Annotated in this window: 13 protein-coding genes; 1 reads left to right on the top strand and 12 read right to left on the bottom strand. The window is 51.4% G+C overall.

Features of this window, described 5'->3' with window-relative positions; all coding sequences use genetic code 11:
* Nucleotides 1-134 precede the first annotated feature (134 nt).
* The 6 genes from P8H26_RS10355 to ffh all read right to left on the bottom strand — a co-directional run bounded on the left by P8H26_RS10355 (nucleotide 135) and on the right by ffh (nucleotide 4,953).
* Entirely contained in the window at nucleotides 135-782 is a 648-nt protein-coding gene (locus P8H26_RS10355; RefSeq protein ID WP_289632884.1) for a TPM domain-containing protein, read from the bottom strand.
* A 12-nt stretch (nucleotides 783-794) separates the two neighbouring features.
* Nucleotides 795-1,598: a YgcG family protein gene (locus tag P8H26_RS10360; RefSeq protein WP_289632943.1), complete on the bottom strand. Its 804-nt coding sequence runs from the start codon at nucleotides 1,596-1,598 to the stop codon at nucleotides 795-797.
* Between the two features lie 126 nt (nucleotides 1,599-1,724).
* Entirely contained in the window at nucleotides 1,725-2,354 is a 630-nt protein-coding gene (locus P8H26_RS10365) for a LemA family protein (protein ID WP_374708276.1), read from the bottom strand.
* A 194-nt stretch (nucleotides 2,355-2,548) separates the two neighbouring features.
* The gene (gene rpsP / locus P8H26_RS10370; protein ID WP_289632885.1) at nucleotides 2,549-2,968 is read right to left on the bottom strand and encodes a 30S ribosomal protein S16; all 420 of its coding nucleotides are present in this window, start codon (nucleotides 2,966-2,968) and stop codon (nucleotides 2,549-2,551) included.
* Between the two features lie 102 nt (nucleotides 2,969-3,070).
* Nucleotides 3,071-3,382, bottom strand: a complete 312-nt coding sequence (locus tag P8H26_RS10375) for a chorismate mutase (protein ID WP_289632886.1) — start codon at nucleotides 3,380-3,382, stop codon at nucleotides 3,071-3,073.
* A 2-nt stretch (nucleotides 3,383-3,384) separates the two neighbouring features.
* Complete coding sequence (ffh, locus tag P8H26_RS10380; protein WP_289632887.1) at nucleotides 3,385-4,953, bottom strand: signal recognition particle protein; 1,569 nt, start codon at nucleotides 4,951-4,953, stop codon at nucleotides 3,385-3,387.
* A 513-nt stretch (nucleotides 4,954-5,466) separates the two neighbouring features.
* On the opposite strand from ffh, the gene P8H26_RS10385 reads away from it, so the two are divergent.
* Nucleotides 5,467-6,306 carry a lytic transglycosylase domain-containing protein gene (locus P8H26_RS10385; RefSeq protein ID WP_289632888.1) on the top strand — a complete coding sequence of 280 codons (840 nt, stop codon included), beginning with the start codon at nucleotides 5,467-5,469 and terminating at the stop codon, nucleotides 6,304-6,306.
* A 57-nt stretch (nucleotides 6,307-6,363) separates the two neighbouring features.
* Here P8H26_RS10385 and P8H26_RS10390 read toward each other — a convergent pair whose 3' ends face one another.
* The 6 genes from P8H26_RS10390 to P8H26_RS10415 form a co-directional block, all read right to left on the bottom strand.
* The gene (locus P8H26_RS10390) at nucleotides 6,364-7,089 is read right to left on the bottom strand and encodes a DNA helicase (RefSeq protein WP_289632889.1); all 726 of its coding nucleotides are present in this window, start codon (nucleotides 7,087-7,089) and stop codon (nucleotides 6,364-6,366) included.
* A 223-nt stretch (nucleotides 7,090-7,312) separates the two neighbouring features.
* Nucleotides 7,313-8,005 carry a carbonic anhydrase gene (locus P8H26_RS10395; protein ID WP_289632890.1) on the bottom strand — a complete coding sequence of 231 codons (693 nt, stop codon included), beginning with the start codon at nucleotides 8,003-8,005 and terminating at the stop codon, nucleotides 7,313-7,315.
* Between the two features lie 222 nt (nucleotides 8,006-8,227).
* On the bottom strand, nucleotides 8,228-9,112 hold the full coding sequence (pdxY, locus tag P8H26_RS10400) for a pyridoxal kinase PdxY (RefSeq protein ID WP_289632892.1): 885 nt from the start codon (nucleotides 9,110-9,112) through the stop codon (nucleotides 8,228-8,230).
* Between the two features lie 126 nt (nucleotides 9,113-9,238).
* Nucleotides 9,239-10,009, bottom strand: a complete 771-nt coding sequence (locus P8H26_RS10405; RefSeq protein WP_289632893.1) for a DUF6065 family protein — start codon at nucleotides 10,007-10,009, stop codon at nucleotides 9,239-9,241.
* A 160-nt stretch (nucleotides 10,010-10,169) separates the two neighbouring features.
* Nucleotides 10,170-11,189, bottom strand: coding sequence for an NADP-dependent oxidoreductase (locus tag P8H26_RS10410; protein ID WP_289632894.1), 1,020 nt, complete (start codon nucleotides 11,187-11,189; stop codon nucleotides 10,170-10,172).
* 347 nt (nucleotides 11,190-11,536) lie between these two features.
* The gene (locus tag P8H26_RS10415; protein ID WP_289632895.1) at nucleotides 11,537-13,033 is read right to left on the bottom strand and encodes a CoA-acylating methylmalonate-semialdehyde dehydrogenase; all 1,497 of its coding nucleotides are present in this window, start codon (nucleotides 13,031-13,033) and stop codon (nucleotides 11,537-11,539) included.
* Between the last annotated feature and the right edge of the window lie 9 nt (nucleotides 13,034-13,042).

Genomic DNA, 13,042 nt, shown 5'->3' on the forward strand with positions numbered 1-13,042 from the left:
AATAACAAGCAAATTGTGACAAAAGAACCGTTTTTTTCGATTTTTTTGCGTTCGAACAAGCAAAAGTGAAATTAAATCGTTCTTAAAAATCATAAACCCGCTGCAAAAATAAAAATCAGCGGTGGATAAAATTCTTATAGTTCCACCAGATGGTCTTCCAGCTCGTTTTTGTCGCCGTCCTCTTTAGGAAAATGCTGCGCCAGCAGGTTGCCGGCTTTGCTAATCGACTCAATAAACCCTTCCGCAACACTTCCCTGTGCTGCATGGCGACTGAGCGTAGCAACAATCGCATTCCATTCCTGCTGATCGACCCGCTCATTAATTCCGGCATCAGCCACCACTTCCGCATAGCGCTCAGCGAGAGACACAAACAACAGAATACCGGTACGCTTATTCGTCAGATGCACATTACGGGCAATGAACTGCTGCAAAGCATTGAGATGCGCACGCCGGTAACGCACACGATGCGGCACCAGAACCATGCGCAATGCAGGTACCAAAGCCAGAAGAGCAATCAGGCAGATAAAAGCCGCCAGAATGGCCAGTGCAAATTTCGGCAGTGACAGATCAAACCAGTAATATTGCGCCACAAAGGCAGCAATCACGGCACTCACGATCATACCACAACAGGCGATAAAACCGGCCACATAAAAATAGTCGTCACTGCGCTGCGCCAGCACCGCATAAATTTCACCACCGGTTTGCTTCTCTGCATCACGAATGGCAGCAGCAATACGCTGGCGATCTTCCTGAGAAATCTGGTTACGCTGATAATGTGTCATTGATTTTCCTCTTTACCAGCTACCCGATGCGCCGCCGCCGCCCGATGAACCACCGCCACCGGAAAAGCCGCCTCCGCCTGACGAGCCCCCACCAAAGCCACCGCCAAAACCGCCACCGGATGAACGCCCGCCGCCACCGCCACCGCCCAGTGCAATGGTTACGCCCAGCCATTCATAGCGCCCCGGACCAATCTTGCGGCCGAAAACCGGCGCAAGCAGCGTAAAGCCAAAACCGCCAAAGAATATGCTGATCCAGAAAATCAGAAAAATGATCTCAACCCAGTCGGTCTGATCGGCAGCTTCTTTCTGATTGCGTTTGGCACGCGCCTGCAATTCAGCGCCCTCACCGCGTAGCACCTGCAGAATATCATCGACACCTTTGGTGACACCCGCGCCATATTCCCCGTTACGAAATTCAGGGATAATCGCATTCTGAATGATAATGGCCGAAAGCGCGTCTGTCACAGTGCCCTCTAAACCATAGCCGACCTCAATACGCACTTTGCGCTCATTGGGTGCGACCAGCAGTAAAATGCCGTTATTTTCTGTTTTCTGGCCAATGCCCCATGCACGATAGAGCCGGTTGGCATAGGTCTCGATATCCATACCATTCAGGCTGGGGACTGTTGCTACCACAATCTGATCAGAAGATTCTTTCTCATAGGCGCTGAGTTTCGCGATCAGTTCCTGCTGCTGTGCAAATGACAGCACGCCCGCCGCATCAACCACACGATCGGTCAAAGCTATGGCCGGTTTATCAGTACTCTGGGCATAGGCAAAATTTGCACACACCAGCAGCACAACCGCCAGAAGCATTTTCAGCACCGACCGGAAAGCAGATTGTTCTGGCCTGTTCTCTGAAATGATATGTGTAGGAACCATACCGTTTTCCTAAGTTTCAGCAAAAGCAGAACGGGCAGGATTTCTCCTGCCCGCTTTTTATCAGTTGAACTGTACTTTAGGAGCGGCCTGAGAGGCCGGATCAATCGTGAAAGTCGGCATTGGCTCATTGTTCCAGAACCACAATGTCTTCCACAGCATGGTCGGCATGGTTTTCAGGCCGGTATTATAAACCCGTACCGCTTCGATATAATCACGGCGTGACACAGCAATGCGGTTTTCAGTGCCTTCCAGCTGCGATTGCAGCGCGAGGAAGTTCTGATTGGCCTTCAGATCAGGGTATTTCTCAACCACAACCATCAGGCGGGACAAAGCGCTGCTCAGATTGGCCTGATTGTCCTGAAACTGTTTGAACATTTCCGGATTATTCAGCATTTCCGGTGAAATCTGTGTCTGCGTTGCCTTGGAGCGGGCTTCAATTACCGCAGTCAGGGTTTCCTGCTCATGCGCGGCATAGCCTTTAACGGTTTCCACCAGATTAGGAATAAGATCGGTACGGCGCTGATACTGATTAAGCACCTCGCTCCACGCTGCCTTTGCCTTTTCCTCATTGGTCGGAATGGTGTTGAAACCGCATGCTGCCAAAAGCGGCATGAACATCAACAAAACAAGCGTTACCAGCGGGCGCATTTTCAAGCGATCTGCAGCCATAACGGAAGTCTGACCGGTCATAGGGATCTCCTTATCTTCGCCACGCATAACGCAGGCTCTCCATTATCAATAATACGCAAATTCTCATTTGAAAATACACGCTTAATAAAAGCGCTCAATATGAAGCTATAAGGCAAAAAAAATACCGTGCCGCTTTACAGAGGCACGGTATTTTTAATTACGGATATTAACCCGCAAAAGCTTTAGAGCAGAAGTTATTCTGCAGCTGGAGCTTCTTCAGCAGGCGCAGCAGCGGCAGCAGCTGCTGCTTCAGCGGCTTCTGCAGCCTTTGCAGCAGCATCTTCTTCAGCCTGCTTAGCCATTGCCAGACGTTCCTGAGCTTTTTTGCCCGGTACGCCTTTGGTTGGGTTGTTCGCAACTTCACGCTTGGCAATACCAGCCTGATCGAGGAAGCGCAGAACGCGGTCTGTTGGCTGCGCGCCGTGACCGATCCAATACTGAACGCGTTCTGCATTAACAGTTACGCGTTCTTCTTTGTTCGCCAGAGTTGCATTCCATGAACCCAGCTTTTCGATGAAACGGCCGTCGCGTGGTGCGCGAACGTCTGCAACAACGATGTGGTAGTAAGGGCGCTTCTTGGAACCGGCGCGTGCCAGACGGATTTTCAGGGACATAGTGTTTTCCTTAAAGTTTATGTCGTGTCACTTAATCAGCAACAATTTCTGAAATACGACCGTTAAAACGATCGCAATGGTTTTTACACCGCAAACCGGACATTACTGTCCGGTATGATTTGCGGCGGTATGCTCATGATGCCGGATCACTTCTTTCACAATAAAGTTCAGAAATTTCTCAGCAAAATCAGGATCAAGACTGGCGTCCTGCGCCAGATTACGCAGACGTTCGACTTGTCGTTTTTCCCGGGCAGGATCAGCAGCAGCCAATCCGCGCTCGGCTTTCAAAACACCGACAGCCTTGGTGCAGCGAAAACGCTCAGCCAGCATATGGATCAGCGCTGCATCAATATTATCAATGGATGCGCGCAGGGCGATAAGTTCAGCAGGCATAGTCTGTTGTTCGCTCATCATGCTCACTTCTTTTTCGGCAGACCCGGAAGACCGCCACCAAGACCCGGCAGTTTCGGAGCACCAAGCCCCGGCAAACCACCACCTAAACCACCAAGACCGCCGCCTTTTCCAAAGCCTGCAGCCTCAGCCTGTTTCTGCAAGGCTTCCAGCTGTTTCGGATCCATGCTCGACAGATCGGGCATACCGCCCCCTAGGCCGCCCATACCACCGAGACCGCCAAGTCCCATCTTGCCGGCAAGGCCGCCCATCATCTGTTTCATCATGCCGCCTTTGCCCTTGCCCATAGCTTTCATCATATCAGCCATTTGCATGTGCATTTTCAGCAGCTTGTTAATATCGGCCGCATTGGAGCCGGAACCTTTGGCAATACGCTGCTTGCGGCTATGCTTGAGCAAAGCCGGATTAGCGCGTTCAGCCTTGGTCATGGAACCGATGATTGCGAGCTGACGATCGAAAAGTCTGTCGTCCAGACCGGCAGCAGCAGCCTTGTCTTTCATCCCTGCCATGCCCGGCATCATACCCATGATACCACCCATGCCGCCCAGCTTCTTCATCTGCTGGAGCTGGTCCGCAAGATCATTCAGGTCGAACTTGCCGGCCTGCATTTTCTTGGCCATTGCCGCTGCTTTTTCAGCATCAATGGTTTCAGCTGCTTTTTCAACGAGCGAAACAATGTCGCCCATACCGAGAATGCGGTCAGCAATACGCTTCGGATAGAACTCCTCCAGCGCATCCATCTTTTCGCCGGTCGCGATCAGCTTGATCGGCTTGCCGGTAATGGCGCGCATCGAAAGCGCTGCACCGCCACGACCATCACCATCCATACGGGTCAGTACGATACCGGTAATACCAACGCGCTCATCAAAGTTACGCGCCAGATTAACGGCATCCTGACCGGTCAGGCTGTCGGCAACGAGCAGAATTTCATGCGGATTGGCGGCTTTGCGGATATCCGCCATTTCCACCATCAGCGGCTCGTCAATATGCGTGCGACCTGCTGTATCGAGGATCACCACATCATGACCGCCGAGTTTCGCAGCCTGTACGGCGCGCGCAGCAATCTCAACCGGTGTTTGTCCGGCAATAACCGGCAATGTATCAACACTGGTCTGAATACCGAGCTGACGCAGCTGTTCCTGCGCGGCAGGACGGCGTGTATCCAGCGAGGCCATCAGAACTTTTTTACGCTGACGTTCTGTCAGGCGCTTGGCCAGCTTACCTGTGGTGGTGGTTTTACCCGAACCCTGCAAACCGACCATCATAATGACAACCGGCGCCGGTGCGTTCAGATCAACCGTCACACCTTCGGTGCCGAGCATTTCCACCAGTTCGTCATGGACGATCTTAACGACCATCTGACCAGGCTTAATGCTTTTCAGAATTTCCGCACCAACCGCTTTTTCACGCACGCGGTCAGTAAATGAGCGAACCACTTCCAGCGACACATCCGCTTCGATCAGCGCACGGCGCACTTCACGCAACGCGGCCGCAACGTCGGCCTCAGAGAGAGCGCCACGTCCGGTCAGACCGTTCAGAATAGAGCCAAGACGCTCCTGAAGTGATTCAAACATCTAAATTTCCCAATCTCTGTTCAGATCTGCGGGATCTGAGTGCAGGTTCATCCCGAAATCATATAAGGCAACGGCTTAGAACCGAAGCTGCATCCAAAGCAAAACAGCACCCGAGGGCGCATTGCGCTGTCGGATGTTGACCTCCGGGATCTCTTTATACCATACGGGTCCCGGTCGGCTGCCTGAGAACATATACTCATAGCGGAATTATCGCGCGTTCTTTACATGATCTGCAGTTTATGAGTCAAGCTTTTGCAAGGAAAAAGCCACGACACAGCACTGCACAAACAACAAAACCACAGAAACAATCAGAGTCTCTTTAAAACTGTGACCCAAAAAGCGCGGACAATCTGAAACTGCCCCGCAAAGCGCTATGCGCCTCATTCAGACCACATTCAACGGACATCGCCCTGCTTTAAGATGGAACAGCACCAAAACTATGGTTTTTTGTAAAACCCTGTTAACCATATAAATCTATAAAGCACCTGAGCAAAGTTCTAACGAGGCAGCTTCATGCAGTCAAAGACTATCAAATCTTCTCTCCGTCAGCTGAAATTCGCAGTGTTTGGCGGTTCAATTGCTGTACTGGCTTTTTCCGGCATTGCACAGGCAGCTCAATGCGGAAACACCGGCGCCGGTTTTCCGGCATGGGTGCAGGGCTTCAAACAGGAAGCAGCAGCACGCGGTATCAAAGGCAACGCATTGTCAGCACTGGACAATGTGAAATACGCAACCGCAACAATCAATGCAGACCGCAATCAGAAAAGCTTCAAGCTTTCTCTGGACGACTTCATGAAGAAGCGCGGTTCGACCACAATTATCAGCCGTGGCAAAGCTCTGAAAAAACAGAATGCTGCCCTGCTTGCTAAAATCGAGCAGCGCTACGGCGTTCCGGCCGGCCCATTGATGGCAATCTGGGGCATGGAAACCGGTTTCGGCAATTACATGGGCAAGCAGCACACGCTTTCAGCGGTTGCAACACTGGCCTATGACTGCCGCCGTTCAGAGTTTTTCACCAATGAACTTTATGCAGCACTGCAGCTGATTCAGCGTGGCGATCTCAGCCCGAATGCAGTCGGCGCCATGCATGGTGAAATCGGCCAGACACAGTTCCTGCCATCCAGTGTCATCAAATTTGGTGCTGACGGTGACGGCAACGGCCATATTGATATGGTTGGCTCGCGCGCAGATGCTCTGGCTTCAACAGCCAGCTTCCTCAAAGCTCACGGCTGGCGCGCAGGCGCAGGCTACCAGCAGGGTGAGCCGAACTATGTTGCTATTCAGGGCTGGAATGCCGCAACTGTTTACCAGCAGGCAATTGCCATCATGGGCAAGGCTATTGACGGCAACTAATTTGCCCTCGACACATTAAAAAACCGGCTGAAAAGCCGGTTTTTTTATTAATCAGCCTTAAATCCGATTATTCTTACACTGATTCATTTGAATTGTTCCGCCCTGCACAAAGCACATCTTATTAAACAGCGATAAATCCAACGGATTGGGCAGGCGTATGTCGTACATATCCGGATATGGCTTCAGTGACGGATTAAAGAACCGGTCAATCTGCGAAATAAAAATCAGAACCAACCCCTTCTTTTCAGCAAATTTTTTAAGGGCCTCCACCTGCTCCATCAAAGCCGGTTTATCTCGTCGCTGGTCCAGCACCTGCAAATAGTCGACAACAATCAGCGTTCCGTAAGGAGCAGCATCCATTCGAGTCATAATATAATCCGCACTGACAGCATCTGAAGTATCAAACACCAGCAGTTTTGGACTGTACTCCCATTCCGGACGAATTCTTTTTAAACGCTCACGAACATCCTGCTCAGTATATTCAAGCGTAAAGAATGCACCGTGATTGCCTTGATCAACGCCCCTCATCAGCAGTTCAAGACTTAGCAACGTCTTCCCCTGTCCGGGACGCGCGCCAAGCAATACCATATCGCCCGGCATTAACTGCCGGAACAATTCATCTGCAGATAGAGTTCCTGCCTGCTTTGAAATGAGCAGGCTCCAGCTGCTATACCCTTGCTCAGAAGCAATGTGATCAAACGCTTCATGCAGCGGAATATTGTTTTTTCTAGATAAGAGTCTGGCTTTACGTTTTAAAACATAAAGTGGTGCCGATAGTTTCATGCAGATAACCTCCTGTTGAGGACAATCTCAGCATTCCCTCCTTATGCATCATGTCCAAACAGATGGCCGGTTCGTTCTGCACCCTGCATGAATAATACTTTCCCATATGGAGGGGGGAGGCACGGGTTTTGCCTGAAGCAGACTATATGCCGGTTTATCAAAATAGAAAGCGCCCAATAAAAAAACCGGCTGAAAAGCCGGTTTTTTTATGATCTCAAATTTATCAGGCAGCAGATGTGCCTTCTTGTTCCGTCTGAACCGGCACCGGCACTTCATCCATTTCAGGACGAATAAAATCGCCAGTCTGCGAATCCATCACCCATAGTTCACCGGTCGAAATATCAAACCAGGCACCATGCAGTGAGAGGCGTCCCTTTTTCTCCAGAATATCAACGCATGGAAAACTGCGCAGATTATTCAGAGAATAGCGGATTGAAATACGCTCCAGAGCGGTCTGGCGCTCGGTCTGCGTCATCAGCGTATTCGCCGTAATCGTTTCAGCAGCAGGTGCGAGCAGGCTCATCCACTTGCCGATAAAATCGCCCGGCGACAACGGGCTGCTTTCTGTATCAAGCGCAGATTTAATGCCGCCGCAACGACCATGCCCAAGCACAACAATATGCTTAACCTTCAGGCTCTGCACCGCAAATTCCAGTGCCGCTGAGGCAGCATGATATTCGCCATCCGGCTCATAAGGCGGGATGAGATTTGCGACATTGCGCAAAACAAAAATTTCACCCGGGCGGGTATTAAAGATGATTTCCGGCGCAGCGCGGGAATCACAGCAGGCAATGACCATCGTTTCCGGTGTCTGGCCCTGATCTGCGAGTTCCTTATAGCGCATTCTTTCATCGGCAAAATCCGATGCCATGAAGTTGCGGTAACCGGTGAGGAGTGTGTCTGGAAGATCTACCATGATTTTTCGATAAACCCATATTTATCCAAGATCAATCAAAGATTGATCAATTTTTCGCACAACCACGCCCTGTTGCAAGCGCTTTTTTGATCCCGTTTTCGGTAATTTTGAGCGAAAAACAGCGAAAAAACCACTGATTTTGCGTTTTACAGGCCATTTTTATCTATTTTTGCAGCAATAAAACAATCTATCAAAAATAATTTTATCTACAAAAATAATTTCCTATGCGCTCATTCCGTGGTTGGGATGCATCAACCGGCGCAGCTGCACCATTGCCATCGGCCGCTCCAGACTGGACGCATCTGCTTCCAGCATCAATTCGTCAGCACCGCGCTTGGCTGCACGGGCAAGAATTTCGAACACAGCAGCCGTTGTCATTTGCAGTGCTTTTTCATCACTCAACCCGCTCATTTTGCGGGCAAGGAACAAAGCCGATGTCAGATCGCCCATGCCGTTGCCGGGCCCTTGCACAATCCGGTGCTCCGCCATTAAAGCCTGCGTGCGCGTGATCAGCACATTGCTGATACTGTCCCGCATCAAAGCAAAGGCAGATGTCACCAGCATTGTATCCGGCCCTGCACGCAAGGCCGCCTCCATCAGCTCCTGATTATTCGTTGACTCAGTCTGTGTCAGCCAACCCAGCTCATAACGGTTCGGCGTGGCAATATCCGCCAGCGGCAATAACAGATCACGGATAGCAACGGCAGTGGCTTCAGCCACATACAGCCCCTTTGCATCGCCGATCACCGGATCGCAAATATATTGCAGGTTAGGATTTTTGGCTTTCATACCCGCAATAAGATGCGCCACCGCTTCAACTTGAGCGGCATTGCTCATAAACCCTGTGAGCACTGCGCGAACCTCATGCAGCCACGGCGCGCGCTCGATATCTGATATCAAACCTGAAAACTGAGCTTCATCGGGTATAATCCGCCCCGCAGGACCATGCCCCGGATGCCAGGGCAGAATAACCGTAGGCACAGCCCAGACCGGATGACCAAGCCGCTCCAGTGCAAAAACCGCAGCTCTGTTGCCAATAGAGCCACGCACAACATGGCTGGAAATAACGATTACAGCACTCGTGCCGGTCGGATCGGAAGCAGTCATGGCATTATCCGGTATGAATGTGAAAATACAATCCTGCAGAACCTCCACCAGATTCTATAGAAAAGTCAAATTTATTAAAACAAACAAACCGGAAATACCTTTTGCCCGCAGTCATTCCGTCAGAGTTTAAACGTCAGAAAGCTCAGCCTTATTCTCGTGATGTGCAAGCACAGGCATATGCAGGCGGCGCCGGTTAATATGCCCTTCAGCCGGTTCGCCGTTTTGACAACTGGGCTTCTCACCTTTGAAATAGAATTTCTGCCATGCCTGCTTGATTGTCAGCTGATCGCCGTCCTGTAGATTTTGATTGAAAGTGCGACGGGACAGCGCCCAGGTCTCATATTCTTTTTGAAGCAATGGTTCGTCCGCAATATTGCGGATCACCGGCCGGACATTATCCATCTTGTGATGCTCGGTCATTTGAATGAAACAGAATGGCTCTCCCTTTTTAAAACGCACAATCCCGGGACGGGTCATGATCCAGTTCATCGTAAAGGGAAAAGGCAGCCAGTCCGTCTCCACCAGCCCCGTCAGAGGCTGGATACCATCCTTGATATGATTAGGTGCACCACCGGCAATGATTGCGCAATGCGGCGGCGTGCGGAACAGATAGCCCGTATGGAATGTAATTACGCCGTGGGAAAAATGTGATTCCACAAAATGGGCGGCCATAGGATCGCGGCAGGAAACCCGCACATCATTTTTATCCTTACCGCCATTCCAACAAATCTTGTAATCGGCAGGACACAGAATTTCCCAGCCGGTGGTATTCGCCATTGTGAGTTGCAGGCAGCGATAGGGAAAGCGCATATGGAAATTATCCATCCAGTCACGCTCACCTCGCCCCGCAACAATCTGCGGCGCATTCTCCATAACGCTAAAACATTCCAAATACATGATGCACGCCTCCGGATGATGCAAAACTGCCTTTGGCGATATGAAGTTTTTTAGTGCGCCGCAGGCTTTTGTAAAATGCACGGAGCCGCCGGTTTTGTTCACTGACGGTTTTATCAGGCGTGCCGCAAGACAAAAACAGAAGCTGTCCTGCGCATTATTATCAGGCCAATTTAACTACCAGTTTGCCGAAATTCTTCCCTTCCAGCATGCCGGTAAAAGCGTCCGGTGCATTCTCAAGCCCCTCCACAATATCTTCCCGATAGCGGACTTTTCCTTCCGCAATCCACTGTGTCATAGCTTGATAAAATGCAGGGCGTTGCTCACTGAAATCCCGCTGAATAAAGCCGCGAATAGTCAGGCTCTTCGACAAAATATCCCGCATCAGCAAAGGCAGACGGTCGGGTCCGTCAAATGTGCCTGTACTGTTATATTGCGCGACCAGCCCGCAAACCGGCACACGGGCAAACTGATTAAGCAGCGGAAACACCGCTTCAAACACTTTGCCGCCGACATTTTCAAAATAAACATCAATACCGGACGGACAGGCCTCTTTCAAAGCAGCAGCAAAATCCGGCCGGTAGTGATCCAGCGCAACATCAAAACCAAACTCTTCAATCAGCGCCTTAGATTTCTGTGGGCCTCCTGCAATGCCAACAGTGCGTGCGCCATGCAATTTTGCAATCTGCCCGACCGCCGAACCGACAGGACCGCTGGCAGCGGCAACGACGACGGTCTCTCCTGCCTTCGGCTGACCAATAGTTAAGAGTCCTGCATAGGCCGTAAAACCGGGCATACCGAGAACACCAAGTGCTGTGGTGAGTGGCGCTGCGGCAGGATCAAGCTTGCGTAAACCGGCAGCTTCGGCCACGGCATAAATCTGCCAGCCCGAATGGGACAAAACCATATCTCCGGCAGCAAAATCCTTATGACGACTGACAAGAACTTCCCCGACAGTGCCACCCTCCATGACATCGCCAAGGGCAACCGGTGCGGCATAGGATTTGGCATCACTCATGCGTCCGCGCATGTAAGGGTCAAGCGACAAATAATGCAGTTTCAGCAAAACCTGCCCTTCTGCGGGTTCCGGCACCGGAGCGCTTTCGAGGCGGAAGTTTTCCGCTGTCGGACGGCCAGCGGGGCGGGATGCAAGAACAATACGCTTGTTTGAAAGTTGAGCCATGTCAGGCAACTCCTGTGAAAGTGGCATTGCATGGAACAATACACGGCGCATTGCACCGGACAAAACAACAAGCTGTGTTTTTAAGAAGCGGGAAGAAATAGATTTTGCGGAATCACGATTCTCAGAGAATCAAAAACCCCGCCTGTAAAAGCGGGGTTCATTTGTATTCGGTATATAAATCTCAGAATGAAGCACTGCCAATATTTTGGTTATGGCATTTGCAGCCCGTCAGAGCCGAAATAACTAGCTCATTGCCGGAATGACGAACTCTGCACCATCCTTCACACCCTGCCGCATGCCCGCAGCCACGAAGTGGTGAGGACATGCAAACAGATAAAAATCGGGTGTCAGCTCATGGTCGGAATGACAAACTCAGCCCCGTCCTTCACACCCGACGGCCAGCGCGACGTTACCGTTTTGGTCTTGGTGTAGAAGCGGAACGCATCGGGACCGTGCTGGTTGAGGTCACCGAAACCGGAGCCTTTCCAGCCGCCGAAGGTGTAATAGGCAATCGGAACGGGGATTGGCACATTCACCCCCACCATGCCGACCTGAACACGGGAGGCAAAGTCACGCGCGGCATCACCGTCGCGGGTGAAGATGGCTACGCCATTGCCATATTCATGGTCATTCGGCAGGGAGAGCGCTTCCTCATAGTTTTTGGCGCGAACAACACTCAGCACAGGACCGAATATTTCTTCTTTGTAAATGCGCATGTCTCTGGTCACATGATCGAACAGACAACCGCCGAGATAGAAGCCGTTTTCATAGCCCTGCATTTTGAAGTTGCGGCCGTCAACAACCAGCTTGGCGCCTTCTTCCACGCCGAGATCAACATAACCACGGACACGCTCAAGCGCCTGTCTGGTTACCAGCGGGCCGTAATCCGCAGCAACATCCGTCGACGGACCGACTTTCAGCGCTTCAACACGCGGAATGAGCTTGTCCATAAGACGTTCTGCCGTGTCGTGTCCAACCGGAATAGCAACGGAGATTGCCATGCAACGCTCACCGGCAGAACCGTAACCGGCACCGATCAGCGCATCCACCGTCTGATCCATATCCGCATCGGGCATAATGATCATATGGTTTTTGGCGCCGCCAAAGCACTGAACGCGCTTACCATTGGCGCAACCGCGGGCATAAATATATTGCGCAATCGGAGTGGAGCCGACAAAGCCGATTGCCTTGACATCCGGATCATCCAGCAATGCATCAACCGCATCTTTATCGCCGTTGACCACGTTGAAAATACCGGCAGGCAAACCGGCTTCCATAAACAATTCCGCAAAGCGCATCGGCACACCCGGATCACGCTCGGAAGGCTTAAGAATAAACGCATTACCGCAAGCAATCGCAGGGCCCGCTTTCCACAGCGGGATCATCGCCGGAAAGTTGAAGGGCGTAATACCGGCCACAACACCGAGCGGCTGACGCATGGAATAAACATCAATGCCGGTACCGGCGGCATCAGTGAATTCGCCTTTCAGCAGATGCGGTGCACCGAGACAAAACTCAATCACTTCCAGCCCGCGCTGAATATCACCCTTGGCATCCGGAATGGTTTTGCCATGTTCACGCGCCAGCAATTCTGCAAGACTGTCATATTCAGCCTCAACCAGTTCCAGAAATTTGCGCAAAACACGCGCACGGCGTTGCGGGTTGGTCGCTGCCCATGCAGGCTGAGCTGCCTTGGCATTTTCGACCGCTGCGCGCACTTCATCCTTAGTCGCCAGAGCAACCTGCCCCAGCACCGCGCCATCCATTGGCTGATAAAATTCCGTATTACGACCGCTTGTGCCTGCCACATGCTTGCCGCCGATGAAGTGCCCGACCTGTTTCATTGCTTTGCT

It is taken from the genome of Pseudochrobactrum sp. sp1633 (genome assembly GCF_030376605.1).
In the GTDB taxonomy this organism is placed as follows: Bacteria; Pseudomonadota; Alphaproteobacteria; order Rhizobiales; family Rhizobiaceae; genus Pseudochrobactrum.

Bases quoted from the DNA above. Each gene is read 5' to 3' on its own strand.
- P8H26_RS10355 (WP_289632884.1), bottom strand. From the start codon at position 782: ATGACACATTATCAGCGTAACCAGATTTCTCAGGAAGATCGCCAGCGT.
- P8H26_RS10360 (WP_289632943.1), bottom strand. From the start codon at position 1,598: ATGCTTCTGGCGGTTGTGCTGCTGGTGTGTGCAAATTTTGCCTATGCC.
- P8H26_RS10365 (WP_374708276.1), bottom strand. From the start codon at position 2,354: ATGACCGGTCAGACTTCCGTTATGGCTGCAGATCGCTTGAAAATGCGC.
- rpsP (WP_289632885.1), bottom strand. From the start codon at position 2,968: ATGTCCCTGAAAATCCGTCTGGCACGCGCCGGTTCCAAGAAGCGCCCT.
- P8H26_RS10375 (WP_289632886.1), bottom strand. From the start codon at position 3,382: ATGATGAGCGAACAACAGACTATGCCTGCTGAACTTATCGCCCTGCGC.
- ffh (WP_289632887.1), bottom strand. From the start codon at position 4,953: ATGTTTGAATCACTTCAGGAGCGTCTTGGCTCTATTCTGAACGGTCTG.
- P8H26_RS10385 (WP_289632888.1), top strand. From the start codon at position 5,467: ATGCAGTCAAAGACTATCAAATCTTCTCTCCGTCAGCTGAAATTCGCA.
- P8H26_RS10390 (WP_289632889.1), bottom strand. From the start codon at position 7,089: ATGAAACTATCGGCACCACTTTATGTTTTAAAACGTAAAGCCAGACTC.
- P8H26_RS10395 (WP_289632890.1), bottom strand. From the start codon at position 8,005: ATGGTAGATCTTCCAGACACACTCCTCACCGGTTACCGCAACTTCATG.
- pdxY (WP_289632892.1), bottom strand. From the start codon at position 9,112: ATGACTGCTTCCGATCCGACCGGCACGAGTGCTGTAATCGTTATTTCC.
- P8H26_RS10405 (WP_289632893.1), bottom strand. From the start codon at position 10,009: ATGTATTTGGAATGTTTTAGCGTTATGGAGAATGCGCCGCAGATTGTT.
- P8H26_RS10410 (WP_289632894.1), bottom strand. From the start codon at position 11,189: ATGGCTCAACTTTCAAACAAGCGTATTGTTCTTGCATCCCGCCCCGCT.
- P8H26_RS10415 (WP_289632895.1), bottom strand. From the start codon at position 13,033: ATGAAACAGGTCGGGCACTTCATCGGCGGCAAGCATGTGGCAGGCACA.